The 22,050-nt window shown below is 37.8% G+C and carries 17 protein-coding genes and 1 pseudogene; 5 read left to right on the top strand and 13 right to left on the bottom strand.

Features of this window, described 5'->3' with window-relative positions:
• The first annotated feature begins 9 nt into the window (after window positions 1–9).
• The 5 genes from rbsC to C0975_RS01665 all read left to right on the top strand — a co-directional run bounded on the left by rbsC (window position 10) and on the right by C0975_RS01665 (window position 7,759).
• Window positions 10–978 carry a ribose ABC transporter permease gene (gene rbsC, locus C0975_RS01685; protein ID WP_101774664.1) on the top strand — a complete coding sequence of 323 codons (969 nt, stop codon included), beginning with the start codon at window positions 10–12 and terminating at the stop codon, window positions 976–978.
• 27 nt (window positions 979–1,005) lie between these two features.
• Complete coding sequence (rbsB, locus tag C0975_RS01680; protein ID WP_101774663.1) at window positions 1,006–1,893, top strand: ribose ABC transporter substrate-binding protein RbsB; 888 nt, start codon at window positions 1,006–1,008, stop codon at window positions 1,891–1,893.
• 88 nt (window positions 1,894–1,981) lie between these two features.
• Window positions 1,982–2,902, top strand: coding sequence for a ribokinase (rbsK, locus tag C0975_RS01675; protein WP_101774662.1), 921 nt, complete (start codon window positions 1,982–1,984; stop codon window positions 2,900–2,902).
• Between the two features lie 189 nt (window positions 2,903–3,091).
• Window positions 3,092–4,087 carry a substrate-binding domain-containing protein gene (locus tag C0975_RS01670; protein ID WP_101774661.1) on the top strand — a complete coding sequence of 332 codons (996 nt, stop codon included), beginning with the start codon at window positions 3,092–3,094 and terminating at the stop codon, window positions 4,085–4,087.
• Between the two features lie 612 nt (window positions 4,088–4,699).
• Window positions 4,700–7,759: an autotransporter domain-containing protein gene (locus C0975_RS01665; protein WP_101774660.1), complete on the top strand. Its 3,060-nt coding sequence runs from the start codon at window positions 4,700–4,702 to the stop codon at window positions 7,757–7,759.
• A gap of 86 nt (window positions 7,760–7,845) precedes the next feature.
• Here the strand turns inward: C0975_RS01665 and C0975_RS11555 are convergent.
• The 13 genes and pseudogenes from C0975_RS11555 to murD form a co-directional block, all read right to left on the bottom strand.
• Window positions 7,846–8,496: pseudogene (locus C0975_RS11555) on the bottom strand (hemagglutinin repeat-containing protein); the annotation flags it as partial.
• A gap of 66 nt (window positions 8,497–8,562) precedes the next feature.
• A complete protein-coding gene (locus C0975_RS11550) occupies window positions 8,563–8,826 on the bottom strand; it encodes a hypothetical protein (RefSeq protein ID WP_245853273.1) in 264 nt (87 codons plus the stop codon).
• Between the two features lie 128 nt (window positions 8,827–8,954).
• Window positions 8,955–10,118 (bottom strand): chorismate mutase, encoded by a 1,164-nt coding sequence (locus C0975_RS01655; RefSeq protein WP_101774659.1) that lies wholly within the window; start codon window positions 10,116–10,118, stop codon window positions 8,955–8,957.
• 58 nt (window positions 10,119–10,176) lie between these two features.
• Entirely contained in the window at window positions 10,177–11,331 is a 1,155-nt protein-coding gene (locus C0975_RS01650) for an iron-containing alcohol dehydrogenase (protein WP_101774658.1), read from the bottom strand.
• A 229-nt stretch (window positions 11,332–11,560) separates the two neighbouring features.
• The gene (gene lpxC / locus C0975_RS01645; protein WP_101774657.1) at window positions 11,561–12,478 is read right to left on the bottom strand and encodes a UDP-3-O-acyl-N-acetylglucosamine deacetylase; all 918 of its coding nucleotides are present in this window, start codon (window positions 12,476–12,478) and stop codon (window positions 11,561–11,563) included.
• Between the two features lie 45 nt (window positions 12,479–12,523).
• Window positions 12,524–13,828: a cell division protein FtsZ gene (ftsZ, locus tag C0975_RS01640; protein WP_101774656.1), complete on the bottom strand. Its 1,305-nt coding sequence runs from the start codon at window positions 13,826–13,828 to the stop codon at window positions 12,524–12,526.
• A gap of 84 nt (window positions 13,829–13,912) precedes the next feature.
• Window positions 13,913–15,193 (bottom strand): cell division protein FtsA, encoded by a 1,281-nt coding sequence (ftsA, locus tag C0975_RS01635; protein WP_101774655.1) that lies wholly within the window; start codon window positions 15,191–15,193, stop codon window positions 13,913–13,915.
• A 25-nt stretch (window positions 15,194–15,218) separates the two neighbouring features.
• Window positions 15,219–15,995 (bottom strand): cell division protein FtsQ/DivIB, encoded by a 777-nt coding sequence (locus C0975_RS01630; RefSeq protein ID WP_101774654.1) that lies wholly within the window; start codon window positions 15,993–15,995, stop codon window positions 15,219–15,221.
• Entirely contained in the window at window positions 15,992–16,921 is a 930-nt protein-coding gene (locus tag C0975_RS01625) for a D-alanine--D-alanine ligase (RefSeq protein ID WP_101774653.1), read from the bottom strand. The genes C0975_RS01630 and C0975_RS01625 overlap by 4 nt, the downstream gene beginning before the upstream one ends.
• 12 nt (window positions 16,922–16,933) lie before the next feature.
• Window positions 16,934–18,382 (bottom strand): UDP-N-acetylmuramate--L-alanine ligase, encoded by a 1,449-nt coding sequence (gene murC, locus C0975_RS01620; protein WP_101774652.1) that lies wholly within the window; start codon window positions 18,380–18,382, stop codon window positions 16,934–16,936.
• Window positions 18,383–18,398: 16 nt separating this feature from the next.
• The gene (gene murG, locus C0975_RS01615; protein ID WP_101774651.1) at window positions 18,399–19,457 is read right to left on the bottom strand and encodes an undecaprenyldiphospho-muramoylpentapeptide beta-N-acetylglucosaminyltransferase; all 1,059 of its coding nucleotides are present in this window, start codon (window positions 19,455–19,457) and stop codon (window positions 18,399–18,401) included.
• An 80-nt stretch (window positions 19,458–19,537) separates the two neighbouring features.
• Window positions 19,538–20,728: a putative lipid II flippase FtsW gene (ftsW, locus tag C0975_RS01610; RefSeq protein ID WP_101774650.1), complete on the bottom strand. Its 1,191-nt coding sequence runs from the start codon at window positions 20,726–20,728 to the stop codon at window positions 19,538–19,540.
• 11 nt (window positions 20,729–20,739) lie between these two features.
• Window positions 20,740–22,044, bottom strand: a complete 1,305-nt coding sequence (murD, locus tag C0975_RS01605; RefSeq protein ID WP_101774649.1) for a UDP-N-acetylmuramoyl-L-alanine--D-glutamate ligase — start codon at window positions 22,042–22,044, stop codon at window positions 20,740–20,742.
• Window positions 22,045–22,050: the final 6 nt, after the last annotated feature.

Genomic DNA, 22,050 nt, shown 5'->3' with positions numbered 1-22,050 from the left:
GGATTTATTATGACAACTCAAACCAAACCCTTTCAATTAGGTAAATTTTTAATCGAACAACGCTCAGTCATTGCACTATTGGTATTGATCGCGATTGTTTCTATCATCAATCCTGATTTTTTCAGTGTTGATAACATTCTCAACATTCTACGTCAAACTTCTGTCAATGCAATTATTGCAGTTGGCATGACTTTTGTCATTTTAATTGCTGGTATCGATCTTTCAGTAGGATCGGTGTTAGCGCTAACAGGCGCCATTGCGGCTTCTATGGTCGGCGCAGAGCTGCCTATTTTGCTCGTCATTCCAGCGACACTTCTCATCGGTACATTACTCGGTGGTGTCAGCGGTGTGATCGTGGCTAAAGGTAAAGTACAGGCGTTTATTGCGACCTTAGTGACAATGACATTATTACGTGGTGTGACGATGGTCTATACCGATGGACGCCCAATTAGCACGGGTTTCTCAGAAGGTGCTGACGCCTTTGCTTTCCTAGGTACTGGCTATATATTGGGTATTCCTGTACCAATTTGGATTATGGCATTTGTTTTTGCTGCTTCTTGGTATGTGTTAAAACATACTCGTATTGGTCGCTATATCTATGCCCTAGGTGGTAATGAATCAGCCACCCAACTATCAGGCATAAACGTCAATAAAATCAAAATTTTTGTCTTTGCAGTCAGCGGTTTCTTATCTGCACTGGCAGGTTTAATCGTCACTTCACGTCTCTCATCTGCCCAACCTACTGCAGGGGTTTCTTATGAATTAGATGCTATCGCAGCGGTTGTTGTTGGTGGTACCAGCTTAATGGGCGGTAAAGGACGTGTCATGGGGACATTAATTGGCGCATTAATTATTGGCTTCTTAAACAATGCACTCAACCTATTAGATATCTCATCTTATTATCAGATGATTGCCAAAGCCTTAGTTATTTTGGTTGCAGTTTTAGCCGATAATTACTTAGGGACGAAAAAAGTTTAACCCACTCACTTTGTAGGAGAACTCATTATGAAAAAACTTCAAAAATTAACCACATTAACTTCAGCATTAATGCTAAGCCTCGCAGTTAGCGGTACTGTACTAGCTAAAGAAACAATTGCATTAGCAGTATCAACCCTAGATAACCCATTTTTCGTGACATTAAAAGATGGTGCGCAGAAAAAAGCGGATGAGCTGGGTTATAAACTCGTCGTGCTTGATTCACAAAACGATCCCGCTAAAGAATTGGCTAATGTTGAAGATCTCACTGTTCGTGGTGTAAAAGTATTACTAATCAACCCAACAGATTCTGAAGCAGTAGTCAATGCAGTGAAAATGGCAAATCGCAATAAGATCCCTGTTATCACGTTAGACCGTGGTGCAGTTGCTGGTGATGTTGTAAGCCATATTGCCTCAGATAACGTTGCAGGTGGTAAAATGGCAGGTGATTTTATCGCACAAAAATTAGGCGCTGGTACTAAAGTTATTCAATTAGAAGGTATCGCAGGTACATCAGCAGCACGTGAACGCGGTGAAGGTTTCAAACAAGCTATTGAAGCTCACAAATTTGATGTATTAGCAAGCCAACCTGCTGATTTTGATCGTACCAAAGGCTTAAATGTCATGGAAAACTTGCTTGCAAGCAAAGGCGATGTAAAAGCTGTATTTGCGCAAAATGACGAAATGGCATTAGGTGCATTACGTGCGATCAAAGCTGCAAATAAAGAAGTTTTAGTCGTCGGATTTGATGGTACCGATGATGGTGTAAAAGCAGTTGAAACAGGTAAAATGGCAGCAACAATTGCGCAACAGCCTGATTTAATTGGTGCACTTGGTGTTGCTACCGCAGATAAACTGTTAAAAGGTGAAAAAGTCGACGCTAAAATCCCTGTAGATTTAAAAGTCATTAGTCAATAATATATCGTATTTATGGCGATTTATCGGGCAGATCATCAGATCTGCCCAAATTTAAATGTAGTAACAGACAAAGATAAGCGAAAAGAAGATGAAAAAATTAACCGTTCTTGGCAGTGTCAATGCCGATCATGTGATTTCCGTGCCTCATTTTGCTAAACCAGGCGAAACCCTCACCGGTAGCCACTATCATATTGCTTATGGCGGTAAAGGTGCGAACCAAGCAGTTGCTGCAGCACGCTTAGGCGCCAATATTGATTTTATTGCTTGTATTGGTGACGATGATATTGGTCAAGCAATGAAGAAAACATTTATACAAGATGGTATGAATACTGATGCTGTTGTTGAAATCAAAAATGAAATGACAGGTATTGCAATGATTCAAGTTGCAGCGAGTGGAGAAAACAGCATAGTCATTTCTGCTGGTGCAAATGCCTATTTAAATGAAGACATCGTTGATACATTTGCCGATAAAATCATGCAAGCAGACGCCTTATTAATGCAACTTGAAACCCCATTAAGTGCGGTCATTTCTGCGGCAAAATTAGCCAAATCATCTCATACTCAAGTTGTCTTAAACCCAGCACCTGCCCAAGCGCTACCAGATGAACTACTTACTCTGTTAGATATGATCACTCCCAATGAAACAGAAACCGAAATTTTAACGGGTGTCAAAGTAGTAGATGAACAAAGTGCACAACAAGCAGCACAAGTTTTCCATCAAAAAGGCATTGAAACCGTTTTGATCACGCTCGGCTCAAAAGGTGTTTATGTTAGCCAAGGAAAAACTAACCAAATCATTACGGGTTTCCGTGTTGAAGCCAAAGATACAACTGCCGCAGGTGATACGTTCAATGGTGCCTTAATGACAGCATTATTAGAAGATAAGCCGCTTGCTGAAGCAATCCGCTTTGCCCATGCCGCCGCCGCAATTAGCGTCACCAGACAAGGTGCCCAACCTTCAATCCCAACGAGAGAAGAAACACTGAATTTTCTAAAAAGTAATACATAGTTATCAATTTACCCGTATAAACCGCTCGGACTTGAAGGCATTTTTTGAAAGAAACAACTGTGAAATTGTTGGTTAAAAAGATTTTCTTTAAGAGAAGAATAGCAGTTTAATCGGAGTGCATTTCTTTGCTTACTTTCTTTGCTTGAGCAAAGAAAGTAAGATACTTAAAAAACAAGGAAAAATGACGTTATGGCAACAATGAAAGACATCGCTAGGATAGCACAAGTATCAACTTCCACCGTATCTCATGTCATTAATAATTCACGTTTTGTCAGCGATGAAATCCGAGCTAAAGTGCTCAATGTCGTTCAAGAGCTCAACTATACGCCCTCTGCCCTCGCCCGCAGCCTCAAAGTAAAAGAAACCAAAACCATCGGTTTACTGGTGACCGCAACAAATAACCCTTTTTTTACAGAAGTAGTAAGTGGCGTTGAACAATATTGTAATCAACATAATTACAATCTGATCTTATCTAATACTGAAGGTAATACCGATCGCTTGCGTAACAATCTACAGACGCTAATCCAAAAGCAAGTTGATGGCTTATTATTAATGTGTTCTGACTCCCGTATTCAAATTGGGAAAGACCTCAATTTAAATTTGCCTTTTGTCATTATGGACTGGTGGCCAACTGAAGAAGACGCAGATAAAATCTTTGAAAATTCAGAATATGGCGGTTATCTTGCAACAAAAGCGTTAATCGAAAAAGGGCATCAACAAATTGCAATTATCACCGGTAATCTCAAAAAATCACTCGCGCATAACAGACTTAATGGCTATAAAAAAGCCCTTGCCGAAGCTAACATTCCATTAAAATCTGAATTTATCATTGAAAGCCATTTTGACTTTGAAGGAGGGATGATTGGTATGGAAAAAGTCCTTGCTCTCACCCCGCGCCCAACAGCAGTTTTTGCTTGTAGTGATAGTATCGCTTTTGGTGCTTATCAAACTATATGGCGGCAAGGTTTAATTATCCCTCAAGATATTTCAATTATTGGTTACGATAATATTACCCTTGCCCAATATATGTCTCCACCACTTAGCACGATCAACCAACCTAAAGCAGAACTAGGAAAACTAGCGGTAGAAACACTACTACAACGTATTAAAAATCCATCAGAAACACACCGCACTTTACTTCTACAACCTGAGCTTATCCTACGCGAATCAATCCAAGCTTTATAAACAGAAAACGTGGGCAATCCCACGTTCTATTCTTTATTTTTAAATAAGGGTTTAATAAAAAACATGAACTTAATTAATTATGAAAAATAGTCTAAATTAAATATTAAAAATACGATAAATTAAGCAAAACGGTAATGAGTTTACTAAACAATTAACTGTAATATCAAAATAGATATAATTTTATTTATAAAATATTTTTACATAAAATAACAAATAAAAAAGCATACTTTAAATTTACAATAATGTATTTTTAACTAGCTATATTCACATTTATATTATTCGTCATAATAAAATAGTTAACAATACGTTAACACAGCATCACAACCAGTCAATATCAGCCTAAATTTTAAACAGGTAATTTTATTAATTTGCTAAAAAACTGATGATAAATTCTAATTATATGATTACTTTAAACAATCTCAGAAAATAACCAATTATGAAACAAAAATATCAAAAATTATCATACCGACGTTATCGCTCTTTTTTGCCTCTTGTGGAGGTGGTGGTGGCGGTACCAATCCTCCACCGCCAATTAATCATCATGATTCATCAACAAATAATCATTCTTCATTACCTAATACTGATCAATCAGAAAATATAGGCTTAGACAGTATGAATTTAGATTTAGACAAGGAATCTAATTCAAACGTCGCGCCTGCACCTAATTTGGATTTGCCAATACCGCCAATGGATAAAAATAATGAGAATCCTCATCTTCATAATCCACCACCATCTTCTACCCCAAATTCTCCAGATCTCCTTATAAGCCCAGACGCGCCTAAATCGTCTGAAAACGATCCACAGGCACCGCGACCTACACCACATAATAAAGATGAACAATCTAATAGTGCAACTCACAATATCCATTCATCTGGCACATTATCCTTAACCAAGGACATGCAATATATTGATGATGAAAACAAAGTGAAAAATATTGCCGTAATAGATACCTCCTACTCCCTAAGTGATAGCTTTAAAGATGAAAAGGGTAAGTTAAGATTACAAACAAATAACCAAAATCCTGCCTTAACTTTAACGCCATATTCTCATGGCACAATGGTCGCCGCAGTAATTAATCGATATAACAAAACCGCAATAATAGATGCTTATAACGCATACCATGATACAAATGAAATCTTCAGAATACGAAGCCATGACTATGATACAGCACACAATAAAGGCATAAGAATTTTTAATAACTCTTATGGTGCAGATGCACTTGTCCATGAATATCCAATAAAGCCTATCGGCAATATAGTAAAATATGCTAAAGAAGATAGCATCTTTGTATGGGTCGCTGGCAATGAAAATCAAAATCACGGTACCCCAGATTCTGTCTATCCAATGATAGATGATGATGCAAGAAATGGTTGGATAAGTGTTGCTGAGGCGGATTATAGCCAAGGAATCAAAGGAACTACTGAGCGAAAAAGATACGGAAGAAACAGCGCTTCTAACTACATAGGTGAAAGTGCAAAAACTTGGGGCATTGCAGCGCAAGGAACCTATAGGTTTTTATTAAAAGCACAAGAAAGCAACTCATACAAAAATGTCCCTACAACAGGAACTTCATTTGCAACGCCGAGAGTCACTGCTGCAACCGCGAATGTATGGACAAAATTTCCTTGGATGGATCATCACTTAGTCGTCGTCAGCATATTATCTACTGCGGATAAACCGGACACATTCTTAAAAGGTCAAGACGGTGAATGCCAAAATGAGAATATGAGAGAATGCGGTGAACCAACAACAAATCCCGAAGCTAAATTTGGTTGGGGTCTTTTAAATGAAAGACGGGCTTTAAAAGGACCTGCACTGTTTGATAAACGATTGCTGACTAATAAAGATGCAAAATTATTAAATGATGATAAATTCGAGAAAAATATAAATATTTCAGGTAAAAATAGCAGTAAAGATCTATTAGTGGTCAATTTCGATTTTAGACATTACCAAGATAAAGAAAAACTTACTTGGAGTAATGACATTAAAGGTGATGCAGGTATATTAAAACAAGGTAGCGGTACCCTATACCTAAATGGTAAAAATCAATATCAAGGTAAAACCATTGTTGATAGTGGTGTATTAGGTATAGGCCACTCATTAACATCTGAAGTCATCATCAATCAAGGTGGCACGCTTTTAGCTGAATTTGATACTAAAAAATATAACAACCAAAACCAAAAAGTCGTTCTTGGAAAAAATGAAAATACACAACACTACACCGTAAAAAATAATGGCTCGCTCAGTGTGTATGGGGAAGGATTAACTATAAATGGCAACTATATAGGCAATGCCAATTCTAGAATCGTAATTGATATAGATAAATCGAAACTAGAAGTGACTGGTACTATGGATCTAGGTGGTTCAAGTAAAATCGTTGCTGATGTAAAAGAAATAGCGTCATTAACTTCAAATCCTAATGGGATACCAAGTCAAAATGAAAAAGAGAGAACAATCATTTCTGCGCAGTCGATCTCAAACCATCAAAATATCACTTATGCAAAAGCGAATAAAATAAACAATTACATCGATATTTCTCAATTTTACGTCAAAGAAAATAAAGAGATAAACGTAAAATATAAGAGAAACTCAACCGCTTATGTCCTTGAAACAATAAACTACACGCCTAAAAGCGCAATACAAACAGCGAGCAATATAGATAAAGTACTGGATACGCTTGCAAGTAGTGATAAATATCATCCTTTTAGTCCAGCTGCAGCAAGCCTATTGCAAGTAGATAAAGCTCAGTTACCAGCAATTATCGACTCGCTTTCAGGAGAAATTTATGCGTCTAGCCAACAGGCTATCATCAATCAAAACCTAGTCACCAATCAAGCCTTAAGCCAGCGTGTTATGTCTGTCAATGACAGCACAAAAAATGGATTTTGGTTAGATGGCATTTATGCACATAGCAAGATTCACCAAAAAGGGTATGCAAGCGCTAATGCTAAAACAACTGGCTCACAAATCGGTTTTGACAACAAAATATCAGAGACATTGACATTGGGACTTGCCCTAAATCAAAGCACCACTAATACTGAGTTTAATCACGAGGCGGGTAAAAGCAAAACTAAAAGCACAACGGCTTCCCTCTACGGTGCTTATCATATTAACAACTTTTATTTAGCAACAATTGCTGGCTTTAACTATGCCACCAATAATGTAAATAGGGTTGTTATTGATAAACAAGTAGAGAGCAAATTTAACAGTAAAATTTATAACTTCTATACTGAATTAGGCACTAATGTCTATTTTGCTAAAACCAAAATCAATCCTTTTATTGCAAATGCTTTCCATACTATAAATCGAGGCAGTTTTAAAGAAAATGTCGCCTTTGGCATTGATGCCAAAGCAAAAACTTACCACATGAATTCCGTTATTCTTGGTATGAGAACGAAGATGACATTCGACAAGCTGACTCTCAATACCAGTTTCAGCCACGCATATACACCAAAAGATAATGATTTTGGGTTTGATGCCAAATTCACAGGCTTTGCAGACACAATACATATTCATGGTGTGACGCAAAATAAACATATCTCTTGGTTTGGATTGGGTGCCTCTTATGCATTACGAGATGGTTTGAGTTTACAAGTAGGTTATAACTTATCTACTCAAGGCAGTAAAAAAGACAATGAACTTATAAACTTAGGTGCCACCTATCAATTCTAACTCTCATCCAATAAAGTGCAGTCAAGTTTTCACAACTTTTAATACTTTTCTAAAATTGACCGCACTTTGATCTGCTCCTCAAAGATTTATCCAAGATAGTTCTTATCTGAAAATTTAATTTCAATAAAAGGAAAAAACTTTTTAAAATTATTTGCTACAGAAAAATTATCCTTTAGGATTAATATTGCTTCTTCTCTATTTATTGGTGATTCATATATATTATTTCCCCTTAAATAAGCAATACCATAAATACTATATATATCATTACTAGAAAGTTGGTTAATAACATCAAAGCCAATAATTTTAGGTATATGAAATAATGGCTCATCAAAATCTAAAAGATCATAGATATAATATGGAATATCATCAATATCCATAGACAAAATAACCAATTCAATCCATTCCTTAAATTCTTGTAAAGATATTGCATCGCAATATAAACATTCTAATGCAAAATTAAGATCAGAATGATCATCTTTATAAATATGCCACATTTTATTTTCCTTAGAGTTATATACCATATCGATACCAATGCCTAAAGTTTGACTGTAGTGGCTATCATGACTACGATATGCCTCATCAACAACATTGATATTAACTGTCTTACTTTCTAAATAAATATCCTGCTCGGCTCGCAATTGCGCTGCATTTAAAGTCAATGCCTCATTCGCTTTCAGACGAATATCCCCTTCTGTCGCAAATTGGCTGACCTGCACGTTCTCATCAAATGTTTTACTATTATGCTCGCCTTTTAGACGCTAATGCCTCACAGCCACGCCACCTTTGGCACTACCAACTAAGCCTCATTTACTTCGTTGTGACCAATGGGTTTCCGCACGATCATCTGTGACTGTGCCTAATTCAATCGCCTTCGCGTCAGCTTGAATCTGTTTGGCGCTTGTTTTCAATCCAGTACTATTCAACTGATTACCTGCCTGTAACACAATATTTTGCGCTGCAAACTGGCTGCCTTGATGAATAGCTGTATTAATAACATCATAACTTGTTTGTTTCGTTTTGCTTATTAAAGAACCACTCTTAGTCTGATGGTATTCATCATAATCCAATCAATCGTTCCATTACGACATTTAATACCTAAATAAAAAAGGAAATTGCTCTTTATCAAGATTCAATCTCCTTCAATACTTAAACTTTTTGACTTTTAAAGAAATAAATACATCACAAAAAAGATATGTTATACCTCAAGTTCAACGGGTTTGATAATTTCACTTGGATAGCAACCTAATACTTTTAAATAGTTACTGTATTGTTTAAGCTCTTCAAGCGCTTGTTGTGTTTCAGGATTATGAATATTCGCTTCGATTTCTAAATAAAACATCTCCTCCCAAGGTTTACCATAAATAGGACGCGATTCTAATTTAGTCATATTAATTTGATGCCTTTTAAAGACTAACAAAGCATCAACCAATGCCCCTGCTCTTTGTGCAGTACTCATCAAAAGTAACGTTTTAGTATGAATTTGAGGCGATACTTTTAATGCTGTCTTGGCAACAACAATAAAGCGCGTAATATTATTTGATTGATTCGCAATATCGGTTTTTAGTACTTTCAATCCATATAAAAGCCCACCATCTTCATTACCCAATGCAGCAATATTGGGTTTATTTAAACTCGCTACGAGTTGCATTGCATGAGAGCTGCTTTCACAATATTCAATATGAACACGATCTAAGCTTTTAATAAATTGGCTACATTGCTGGATTACTTGGGGATGGCTATATAGCGTATCAATTTGGCTAAAATCCTCTTGCTCATTCACTAATACACAATGACGAATAGGATATGCTAGCTCGCCAACTAAGGATAAATCAGTATGTTGTAACAAATCATAGACTTCATTAATCGCGCCTGAAGTCGTATTTTCTAAAGGTAATACACCATAATCAGCCTCCCCTTGACTCACTTTGGCAAAAATCTCATCAAAGGTACTACAACTTAATTCGACTAACTGTTCCTGATATCGCGTGGCATAATTACGAGCTGCCAAATGCGAATAAGAACCTCGTTTACCTAAGAACGCAATATGAATATTTTGCTCGCGCTGCTCATTTAATTTTTTCTGTAAATAGACTTGCTGTGTAGCGACAGAATCTTCAATGATCCGTTGAAAAATTTGAGTAATATATTGCGCTTCAAGCTGATAATTCTGCGTTTGTGCGAATTGAATTAATTCCTGTAATAACTGTTGTTCGCGCTCCAAATCACGTAATGGCTTTTGGCTGACTTCTTTACTGCGTGCAACATCAAAAGCCAAACGATGGCGCTCAGATAATAATTTCAACAAATTACGATCAATTTGTGTAATTTGCTGACGAATTTCACTTAAATCAAAAGACATATGACTTTCCTGTATCAAATCAAAACTCGGGAAAAACTAACCGCACTTTCGCTAAGTATTATAATGCGGCATATAAGATTTCCTTGATCGCCTGACGATCTAAGTTCTTATGTTCACCTAAGTTACTACCTTGATGTTTAATTAATTTATCTAAAATAACAGAAAATTGGCTGTCATCAATAGCATAATCACGAAAACGTGTTTTAACCCCCATTTGTTCAAAGAAGTAGCGGGTTTTATCAATAGCAACTTGTACAGCTTCATCTTGATCCTGACCTTGATAGCCCCACACACGTTGTGCGAATTGAATTAATTTTTCACGTTTATGTGCTTTTTGATATGCCATTAAAGCAGGGACAATGACAGCTAATGTTTGAGCATGATCTAAGCCATATTGTGCGGTCAGTTCGTGTCCAATGGCATGGGATGCCCAATCTTGCGGTACACCAACACCTAAAATATCATTTAATGCCATCGTTGCTGACCACATAATATTTGCTTTTACATCATAATCTGTTGGATTAACCAGTGCTTTTGGTCCTTCTTCAATTAAGGTTTGGAATACCCCTTCTGCAAAACGATCTTGAATTTTTGCATTAACAGGATATGTCATATACTGCTCAAAAGTGTGTACAAAGGCATCTACTACCCCATTTGCAGTTTGTCGAGCAGGTAAAGAATAAGTCGTGGTGGGATCAAGTACAGCAAATTGTGGGCGAATCAAACGCGAAGCAAAAGATAATTTTTCAGCGGTTTGTTTACGGCTAATTACCGCATAGCTATTCATTTCTGAGCCAGTCGCAGGCAATGTCATGATAACACCAATCGGTAAAGCACGTTCAATTCGTGCATGTTTTGCCAAAATATCCCAAGCTTCCCCATTAAAGTGAACCGCACTAGCAATAAACTTGCTACCATCTAATACAGAACCACCTCCCACAGCCAGAATAAAATCTAAGTTTTCTTGCTTAACCAGTGCAACGGCATTCATCAAAGTTTCATAAGTTGGATTTGGCTCAATACCAGAAAACTCAACCCAATGAAAACCATCTAATGCTTGTTCAACCTGTGCAAATACACCATTTTTCCTCACACTACCACCACCTGTAGTAACTAGAATACGAGCATTTCGCGGAATGTGCTTATTGATAGCCTGAATTTGACCTTTACCAAACATCGCTAATGTAGGTAATTGGAATGTAAAATTAAGCATACTCATTCTCCTTTTGATGAAATAGTACTCACACGATATTTAAAGTGCGGTCAATTTTTCGCAAATTTTAACACGTTAGCACTAGCAATAGTGTTTTAGTTCTAATTAAGCTTCAAATTCCTTGTCAGCAATATACTTAATACTGAGCTGATCTTAACAGCTAAATATACGAGAAAATAAAAAAGCTATACTCGGTTAAAAGTATAGCTTTTTCATCAAAATAAGCGAATTAAATCAACACTTGCGTTGGTGCGGCATAACCTTGCGGCACAGTTTGCTTGTCTTCAAAAGTAACGAACTCCCAAGCATCTTGATTCTCTAACACCGCTCTTAACAATTTGTTATTTAAGCCATGACCTGATTTATAAGCTTTAAAATCACCAATAATATTATAACCAGCCATATATAAATCACCGATAGCATCCAACATTTTATGGCGAACTAATTCATCTTTAAAACGTAAGCCATCTTCATTCAAAATACGGTAATCATCTAATACAATCGCATTATCTAAACTACCACCTAATGCAAGACCTTGCGACTGAAGATATTCAATATCTTTCATAAAACCAAACGTTCTTGCACGGCTAATTTGTTGAACAAAAGCCTGTGCTGAAAAATCCATAACATAGTTACGAACATCTTTACCAATTGCAGGATGTTCAAAATCAATCGTGAAATCTAAGTGAAAACCATTATATGGCGTAAATTCAGCCCATTTATCACCGTCTTCTACACGTACTTTTTGTTTTACACGAATAAATTTCTTCGCTGCATTTTGCTCTTCAATACCAGCATCAAGTAAAAGGTAGATAAACGGACTTGCACTACCATCCATAATTGGAATTTCTGGTGCATCAACTTCAATAATGACGTTATCAATCCCTAAACCAGCAAGTGCTGCATTTAAGTGTTCAACTGTCGAAATACGCACACCTTCTTCATTTACTAAACAAGTACAAAGCATGGTATCACGCACTGCATTAGCATTTGCAGGAAAAGTGACCGGTGGATTTAAATCTGTACGACAATAAATCACCCCTGTGTTTGGCATCGCAGGGCGTAAAGTCAATGTGACTTTATTACCACTATGCAACCCCACACCAGTTACTTTAATGCTTTGTTTTAATGTTCTCTGTTTAATCATATTCTTCTCTTAACTTATTGTGTGTACAACAAGATTAATTGCAAATTATTTATCTGTATTACGGATGAAATTTTGTACATTAAACAAATTTTCATCTTTTTGCAAGTTATTCGTTGGACGCGCAGTAATTGGTGTGTCCAAAATACTTGTTTTAGTCAAATCTGTTGGGCGTGGTGGAACATGGTTTGGTTGTGCCCCATAGCCCTGTGTCGCTGCTGGATGACTACTTAAATTAGCAGGTTGTAATGGTCTTGATTCGCCAGCAGTAGTATGTTGAATAGGTTGTTGACGATGCATTTGCGGCATTTCTGGTCCTTCAATATCACCAATACCTGTTGCTACAATAGTTACACGAATTTCATCTACCATTTCTGGTACTAATGTTGTTCCAATTACAACCGTTGCTTCTTCAGAAGCAAACTCAGCTACAGTTTGACCAACTACATTAAACTCGTCTAAACCAAGATCCATACCAGAGGTGATATTGACTAACACACCTTTCGCACCAGAAAGATCGACACGTTCTAATAAATCACTTTTTACTGCAATGCGTGTCGCATCTTCTGCACGACCTTCACCAGCAGGACCTTTACAAGAACCAAAGCCAATCATAGCTTGTCCCATTTCAGACATAACGGTACGAACGTCTGCAAAGTCCACGTTGATTAAACCTGGTGAAGTAATCATATCTGAAATACCTGTTACTGAATTACGTAACACATCATTAGCAGCAGAGAAGGCTTGGAGTAATGTTGCATTTTTAGGTAATGCTTTAGCTAATTGTTCATTAGGAATAATAATTAGAGAATCGACGTGTTTAGAAAGTTCTTTAATCCCCATTTCAGCAAACAACATACGCTTTTTGCCTTCAAATGAGAATGGTTTAGTAACAACAGCAACGGTTAAAATACCAAGCTCTTTTGCAATCTGCGCAACAATTGGAGCAGCACCAGTCCCTGTACCACCACCCATACCAGCAGCAATAAAGACCATATCAGCACCTTCAAGCATTGCACGAATAGCTTCTTGATCGTCTTCTGCAGCTTTACGTCCAACATTTGGATTTGCACCTGCACCTAAGCCTTTCGTTGTTGAACCACCAATCTGTACAGTTTGTTGAACTTGGCTTTTGCGTAACGCTTGAGCATCAGTATTCACAGCATAAAAAATAATTTTGCCATGTTCATCTGAATTCATTATAGCTTCGTCTAATAGCGTACCACCAATATCATTTTTAATCATACTGGCTACCATATGGTTTACAGCGTTACCACCGCCGCCACCGACGCCCACAACTTTGATGAGAGCTCCGTCCATTTCACCAAGATCGTAATCTACTGGTTCAAACATATTCATTCTCCGTCAATGCTAATTCTCTGCTAGCACATTATTAAAACCTAAATATTTCTTATTGTAGATGAAAAACTGGAATTCTCAAAATTCTGAACCCACTTTCTTTGCAAATTTTTTCATTCCCGACCATAAAGAACCAAAAAATCCACTTTCATTACTATAAGCATCATTCATCGGACTTTCATCATTACTGCTATATTCATATTGTAACAAACCCAGTACAGTAGAATATTGCGGTTTTTTCTCAACAAGGTGAGTTACCCCTGTAATATTTAATGGATTACCAATACGTACATGCAACCCAAATACTTCCGTTGCACACTCTTTTAAATCTTTAATTTGTGCCCCACCACCAGTAATCACAATACCAGCAATGAGCTCAAATTTCATTTGTTTACTTTCTAAATCATATTTAAGCTGAATGAGCTCTTCTTTGACTAGTTCTAGAATTTCTCGATAGCGTCCCGCAGTCACCATAGATAAACGTGCTTTCGAACAACGCTCAATTACACTGCCATCAATACTCATCACATCAAATTGCTCATCTGGATTTTGTCTTGGTGGGCTAACTGCACTGCCATATTTTACTTTGATGTTTTCTGCTTCTACTCGTGAAGTAGTTAAATCATATGCTATATCATCAGTCACACGATTACCTGCATAAGGAATGACTTTACTAAAACGCAAAGAGCCATTGGTATAAACCATGACTTCCATCGTACCTGCACCAAAATCAATCAAGCAAACACCTAAATCTTTTTCATCTTCTGTTAATACAGAATGGCTCGTTGCAATCCCTGAAAAAATCACTTTATCAATTTTTAACTTACAACGTTCAACCGCTTGACGTAAATTATTTAACCAATCTTGGTGACAAGCAATTAAGTGCACATTTGAAGTTAAACGACCACCCTGGAATCCTAGTGGATTTTTAATATTTTTTTGCTGATCAACTGCATATTCTTGTGGCAAACGGTGTAAAACCGCCAATCCTTCTGGCATTTTAATGGAGCTTGCCGTATGCAAAGCAGCATCAATATCCTCTTGAGTCACTTCACCATCTGCAATTGGTGCTGCTCCGCTATCATTCCAACTTTGAATATGTTGACCAGTAATGGCTAAAGTCACACTAATAATTTCACAATCTGCGACAGATTCGGCAAGTTCAATAGCACGCTGAACTGAAGTGACAACAGCATTCAAATCCGTAATATTTCCTTTATCAATCCCCTTTGCTGGACAACTTCCTACGCCTAAAATATTCACTACGCCATCAGGTAAAAGTTCTCCAACTAACGCAACCACTTTAGAGGTGCCCACCTCCAATCCAACAATAATTTTTGATTCCACAATTTTTGCCATTTTTTATCACTTCATATTATCTAAACTAATTTGTGTTAGTATCTGAAAATCCAATTGCTGCACCAACACGATATCTCAAATCAACATAAGATAATTTCTTATTCTCTGGGACTTCAATTTGTGGATAAATTGTGACAAAACGGTCAAGTTTTGCCTTCCACTCACCTCTGCCTAATTTTAATACAAGATCATTATCAAGTACAATTTGCCATGCACCACGATCATCAATTGCAACTGCTTTTAAAACCAAACCTTTTTCTTTTAGATTTGCATAAACTTGATTCCAAGCCTCTAATACTTTGGCACTTTGATAGTCAGGTCCAGATAAGTGCGGTAAGTTTTTATCATTTAACTTTTCAAATGGTAACTGAAAGATAGAACCATCGCTGGATAAAAATTCACTCTCATTCCAAATGGCAATTGGTGTATATTCAGCCAACGTAATACTTAACTTATCAGGCCATATTTTGCGTACGACAGCACCTTTTACCCAAGGCATCGTTTCAATTTGTTCACGAACTGCATCAATATCTTGCCCAAAAAAACCTTTCAGTTCACCCATTTTCAACACAGCATCTCGTATATCATCATAGGTAGTAAAACCTGGCGTACCAGCAAGAATAAACGCGCTAATTGGCTTATTATCTAACCGTTCCATCAATTTTTGCCAATTGGAATAAGCATAAAAAAACACCGCAGCAAAAAATAACAAGCAAACTAATTTCACATTCTTAATCAGAAGTGCTTTTGAATCACTTGGTTTTTTAATACCTTGGGTCGTTTTACGTTTTAAGCCTTTCATTCAGCGCTCAACTCCAAAATTCTGACTACTAATTGTTCGAAAGAATAGCCAACTGTTGCTGCAGATTTAGGAAACAAACTATGGCTTGTCATGCCTGGGTTAGTATTGACTTCCACTAAACGGAACTCGCCTTTGCTATCTAACATAACATCAACACGGCTCCAACCACGACAACCTACAACATCATAAGCACGCTTAACTAATTGTTTTAATTTTAATTCTCGTTCTTCACTCAAACCAGACGGGCAAAAATATTGTGTATTATCTGAAACATATTTTGCCTCATAATCATAAAATTCACCTTCAGGTACAATACGAATTGATGGCAACACTTCATTATCTAATACAGGCACGGTCAATTCATCACCCGCTAGCCACTCTTCAATTAACACTGTTTCATCATATTTAAGTGCGAAATCTACCGCACTTTTCAATTCTCCAACAGTGTTGACCTTCGTTAACCCAACACTGGATCCCTCTAACGAAGGTTTTACCATAAGTGGCAAGCCTAATTTTTCGACAACAGCGCTTGGATTAAGTTCTGATACATTGTTTTTCGTCACAATTTCCATCTCGGCCACAGGCAAACCAAAGGCTTTCCATAACATTTTTGTACGCATTTTATCCATTGTTAATGCAGATGCCATCACGCCACAACCAGTATAAGGAATACCAATTTGTTCTAATAGACCTTGCATCGTGCCATCTTCACCACCACGGCCATGTAAGATATTAAATACGCGATCAAAACCTTGTTCTTTTAATGTCGCAACAGGGAACTCTTTTGGATCGATTGGATGAGCATTAAAGCCCTGATTCAATAGCGCATTTAATACCGCTTGGCCTGAATTTAACGATACTTCTCGTTCCGCCGAGGTTCCGCCTAATAACACTGCTATTTTTTGTTGTTTTAGTGCTTTTTTCATCTTGTTATCCATTTATGCTTTGCTCCAGCTTTCCGCTAATTGACGCGCAATTTTACTCACATTGCCAGCACCTTGTGCCAAAATTAAATCACCGTCTTGTAATACTTGATCGAGAATCTCACCTAATTGGCTATGATCAGCAACAAAAATCGGATCGACTTTACCCAAATTGCGAATTGAACGGCATAACGAACGACTATCTGCACCTGCAATTGGTGCCTCACCAGCAGCATACACATCAAGCATAACCAATGTGTCAACTTGCGAAAGCACTTGGACAAAATCATCAAACAAATCTCTGGTTCTTGAATAACGATGAGGTTGGAAAATCATCACAACACGTTTATTTCCCCAGCCTTGACGTGCCGCTTGAATAGTGACTCCAACTTCTGTTGGATGATGACCATAATCGTCTACCAACATCACTTTGCCATTTGGACGAATGAATTGCCCTAATTGATCAAAACGGCGACCAGCTCCTTGGAAATCTGCTAATGCAGCTAAAATCGCTTCATTAGCAATACCTTCTTCTTTTGCTACAGCTAAAGCAGCTGTTGCATTTAATGCATTGTGACGACCCGGTACATTTAACAAAACATCAATACACTCACCTGTTGGTGTAATTACCGTATAATGTCCTTGGAAGCCCGTTTGTTGATAATCTTCAATGCGATAATCTGCTTTTTCAGTAAAACCATAAGTAATCACTTGACGTCCAACTTTAGGTGTCAGCTCAGTAAGAACATCATCATCAGCACAAAGAACGGCTAAACCGTAGAAAGGTAAGTTATGGAGAAAATTCACATAAGTTTGTTTCATTTCCTCAAAAGAGCCATGATAAGTTTCCATATGATCTGGTTCAATATTCGTTACAACAGACACCATAGGTTGCAAATGTAAAAAAGACGCATCACTTTCATCCGCCTCTGCAATTAAATAGCGACTACAACCTAAATGGGCATTAGTTCCTGCTGATTTAACCAATCCCCCATTAACAAAAGTAGGGTCTAATCCTGCCTGAGCATAAATCATTGAAATCATTGCGGTAGTTGTAGTTTTACCATGTGTCCCAGCAATAGCAATGCCATGACGAAAACGCATAATTTCTGCTAACATCTGTGCACGTTGGATCACAGGAATACGTTTTTCTTGAGCAGCAACAACTTCAAGATTATCTGGCTTAATTGCACTTGATACAACAACTACGCTTGCGCCATCAATGTTTTCTGCGGCATGGGAAAAATGAATTTTGGCTCCTAATGAAATTAAACGATTTGTGACCGCACTTTCCATAATGTCAGAGCCTGTCACAAAATATCCTTCATTCAGTAAGACTTCAGCAATTCCTCCCATACCAGCACCACCAATTCCTACAAAATGAATCTGGCGTACACGGCGCATTTCAGGAATAACATCGCGTACTCGTTGTTGAAATTCTTTTCCACATTTTGATCTCATCATGCTTCTGTCCTACTTTTTAATTTGCTTCTTCAATGATCACGTCAGCGACGCGTTGTGCAGCAAGTGGTGTTGCCATCGCTTTGGCTTTGGTTGCCATTACTCGCAGTTTTTCGCGATCCAATTGATTTAATAAATCAACTAATGCTTGTGCACTCAAATCTTTTTGCTGAATAATTTCTGCTGCACCGACATCAGCCAAATATTTTGCATTTAAATATTGTTGTTGGTCTTTATGTTGGAATGGCACAAAAATAGCCGCTGTGCCGACGGCAGCTAATTCACAAACAGTTAACGCCCCAGAACGGCAAATAACAATATCTGCCCAAGCATAAGCTTCTGCTATGTCATCAATAAATTCTGTCACACTCACAGCAGCATGAGTTGCATATAGTGCTTCTACTTCTTCTACTGCACCTTTTCCTACTTGATGACGCACTTCAAGCTTATCGCTCAATTGGGCAATCACTTGGGGTAAAGTATGATTTAATACTCTTGCCCCTTGACTACCACCAACCACTAAGATACGTAATTTACCTTCACGATCAGCAAAGCGTTGCTCTGGAGTTGGTTGTAAAAACAGATCTTGGCGGACAGGGTTGCCCACGACTTCAGCGTTTGGAAAGGCAGTTGGAAAAGCCTGCAATACACGCCTTGCAATTTTAGCTAGCCAACTATTTGTTAATCCAGCTACGGCATTTTGTTCATGTAAAATGACTGGTACACCACAAAGTTTTGCAGCAAGTCCACCCGGTCCTGAAACATAGCCACCCATGCCTAATACTGCATGAGGTTGATATTCTTTAATAATTTGTCGAGCCTGCAATACTGCGCGAAAAATAGCAAAAGGCGCCGCAAGTAACGCTTTAATGCCTTTACCTCGTAAACCAGAAATTTGAATAAATCGAATTGGGATTCCGTGTTTTGGGACCAACTGGGCTTCCATACGATCTTTCGTTCCCAACCAACAGATCTCCCAGCCGTGTTCTTGTAAACATTGTGCAACAGCAATCGCAGGAAACACATGCCCGCCCGTTCCGCCTGCCATAACTAATAATCTTTTGTTTTGCCCCGTCACATTCTTTCCTTTTTTATCTTATTTGCGATTTGCCAGTTAATGTTACTTTTAACAAAAGTGCAGTCGATTTTTTACCAATTTTAATCGTCTCGCAAACGAGCTTGACCAATCTGCATTAAACGATTTTCATGATCGATACGTAATAACAACCCTACAGTCATAGACATAATAATTAAACTTGAACCACCATAACTGATCAAAGGGAAAGTAAGCCCTTTGGTTGGTAATAAACCTAATGACATGCCTAAATTGACAAAGCCCTGAAAGAAAATCCAAAAACTAATCCCAAATGCTAAAAAGCCTCTGAAACGTTGCTCTAATAATAAAGATTCTCGCCCAATTTTCATGGCGCGTAGAATTAATAAACCAAGCAGAATAACAATCACCACAATGCCAAAGAAACCAAATTCTTCACCCACTACCGCCATCACAAAGTCAGTATGCGCTTCTGGCAAATACTCTAATTTTTGAATCGAGTTACCTAAGCCTTCACCACCCCATTCACCGCGACCAAATGCCATCAGTGAATTAGATAATTGGAAACCTGTACCATAAGGGTCTTTGAATGGATCTAAAAAGCCAGTGAAACGTTTTAAACGATAGGCAGAAGAAAGGACTAACCAGACAAATAAAAGTCCACCAAATGCGATTAACCCCACGAACTGCCAGAAATTCGCGCCAACAATAAATAACAACCCAAAAGTAATCACAAAAAGTACGACGGTACTCCCTAAGTCGGGCTGTAAAAGTAAAAATGCCCCCATGATCCCCATTAAAGCAAAAGGCTTAAAAGCACTTAATTTACGGCTACGAACCTCATCATATTTACGGGTAAAATAACTGGCTAAAAAACAAGTGAGTGCGAGCTTGGCAAATTCTGCTGGCTGAAAATTAAACAACATCATTGGAATCCAACGCCGAGCGCCATTAACAGATAAACCGATCCCAGGAATCAAAACAATAACCAATAAAAATAAAGCTAAGGCAAAAATACGTACATGCCATTTCTCCCATTTTTCAATTGGAATCTGTACACACAAATAACAAGTTACACAAGAAAGAAAAACATAAATCGCATCACGTTTCGCAAAATGGAATGGATCTTTAAACAAGCGTGTGCCGACAGGAATAGAGGCTGAAGAAACTGCCAGCAATCCAATTAAAAGTAATACAATAAATAACCAAAGTAAGGCACGATCGTACAACAAGTTGGTCGGTGTAATACGCGTCCAACGATCATATTGCTGTTTTACTTCTTCTAAAAATTGCATTGATGTATTACCTAACTTAATTGGGCTAAACGGGTAAACGCTTCACCGCGTTTCTCAAAACTTGGAAATTGATCTAAACTAGCACAAGCAGGAGAAAGGAGTACCATATCACCCGCTTTTAAACGAGAGCGTAGCTGCATAATCGCTTGTTCCATATTATCAAAAAGTTGACTTTGCGTTGATAAATTGGCTAATTTTGCCCCATCTTGCCCAAAACAATAACAATAAATATGTGGCTGGTTAATTAAATGTGCTAATTCTGAAAAATCAGCACCTTTGCCATCACCACCTAAGAGCAAGTGCAAATTACCTTCGACATGTAATCCTGTTAATGCTGCAACAGTACTTCCCACATTCGTTGCTTTTGAATCATTGACCCAACGCACACCATGAGCAACATGTGCCAATTGGAAACGATGCGCTAAACCTGCAAAGTGGCGTAATGCAGTACGAATGCCTTCCAGATTAATACCAGCAGCCTGTGCCAAAGCTATAGCGGCTAACGCATTCATATAATTATGACGACCAACTAATTTCATTTCATCACAAGGCAAAATCATTTGCTCTTTTGCCATTAAATACTGCTGGCCATTTTCTGTTTTTAACCAATAATCCGCATTTTTTTCGCCAAAACTGACCGCACTTTTCACACTTTCTGTTGACGTTAATGGATCCTCGATATTGACCACTGCCGTTTTTGCATTATGATAAATTTTTAATTTAGCTTGGCGATAGTCTTCTAAATCAACATAACGATTCATGTGATCTTCTGTCACATTTAATACTGTGGCAGATATTGCTTGTAAACTATAAGTGGTTTCTAGCTGAAAACTAGAAAGTTCTAGCACATAAATATCATAAACTTGATCCAGTAAAGAAAGGACCGGAATACCAATATTTCCCCCCATACCGACTTTTAAGCCTGCTGCTTTTGCCATTTCTGCGACTAATGTTGTGACAGTACTTTTGCCATTCGAGCCTGTAATAGCAATAATCGGTTTGTCTGCTTCACGGCAAAATAACTCAATATCACCAACTACCTCTACCCCAGCAGCAAGTGCGGTCTGAATTTCAGGCGTTTTGATAGCCAAGCCTGGGCTAATCACGATTAAATCACTTTCCAACAACCACTGTTGGTTTAAGCTTCCAGTATGCAGTGGGATATGCTGTGCTAATTGTTCTGCCCCTGTTGGTTGTTGACGCGTATCAATAACACGCACATCGGCTTGTTTTGCTAACAAAAAATCAACACAGGATAAACCCGTTTTGCCTAATCCAATAACACAGACTTTTTTATTTTGATAGGAAGTTTGCATTGTTTT

The sequence above is a fragment of the Pasteurella oralis genome, assembly GCF_002850605.1.
Lineage (GTDB): Bacteria > Pseudomonadota > Gammaproteobacteria > Enterobacterales > Pasteurellaceae > Pasteurella > Pasteurella oralis.
Note: the sequence above shows the minus strand (reverse complement) of the source record. Positions and strands in the feature narration are given on the sequence as shown.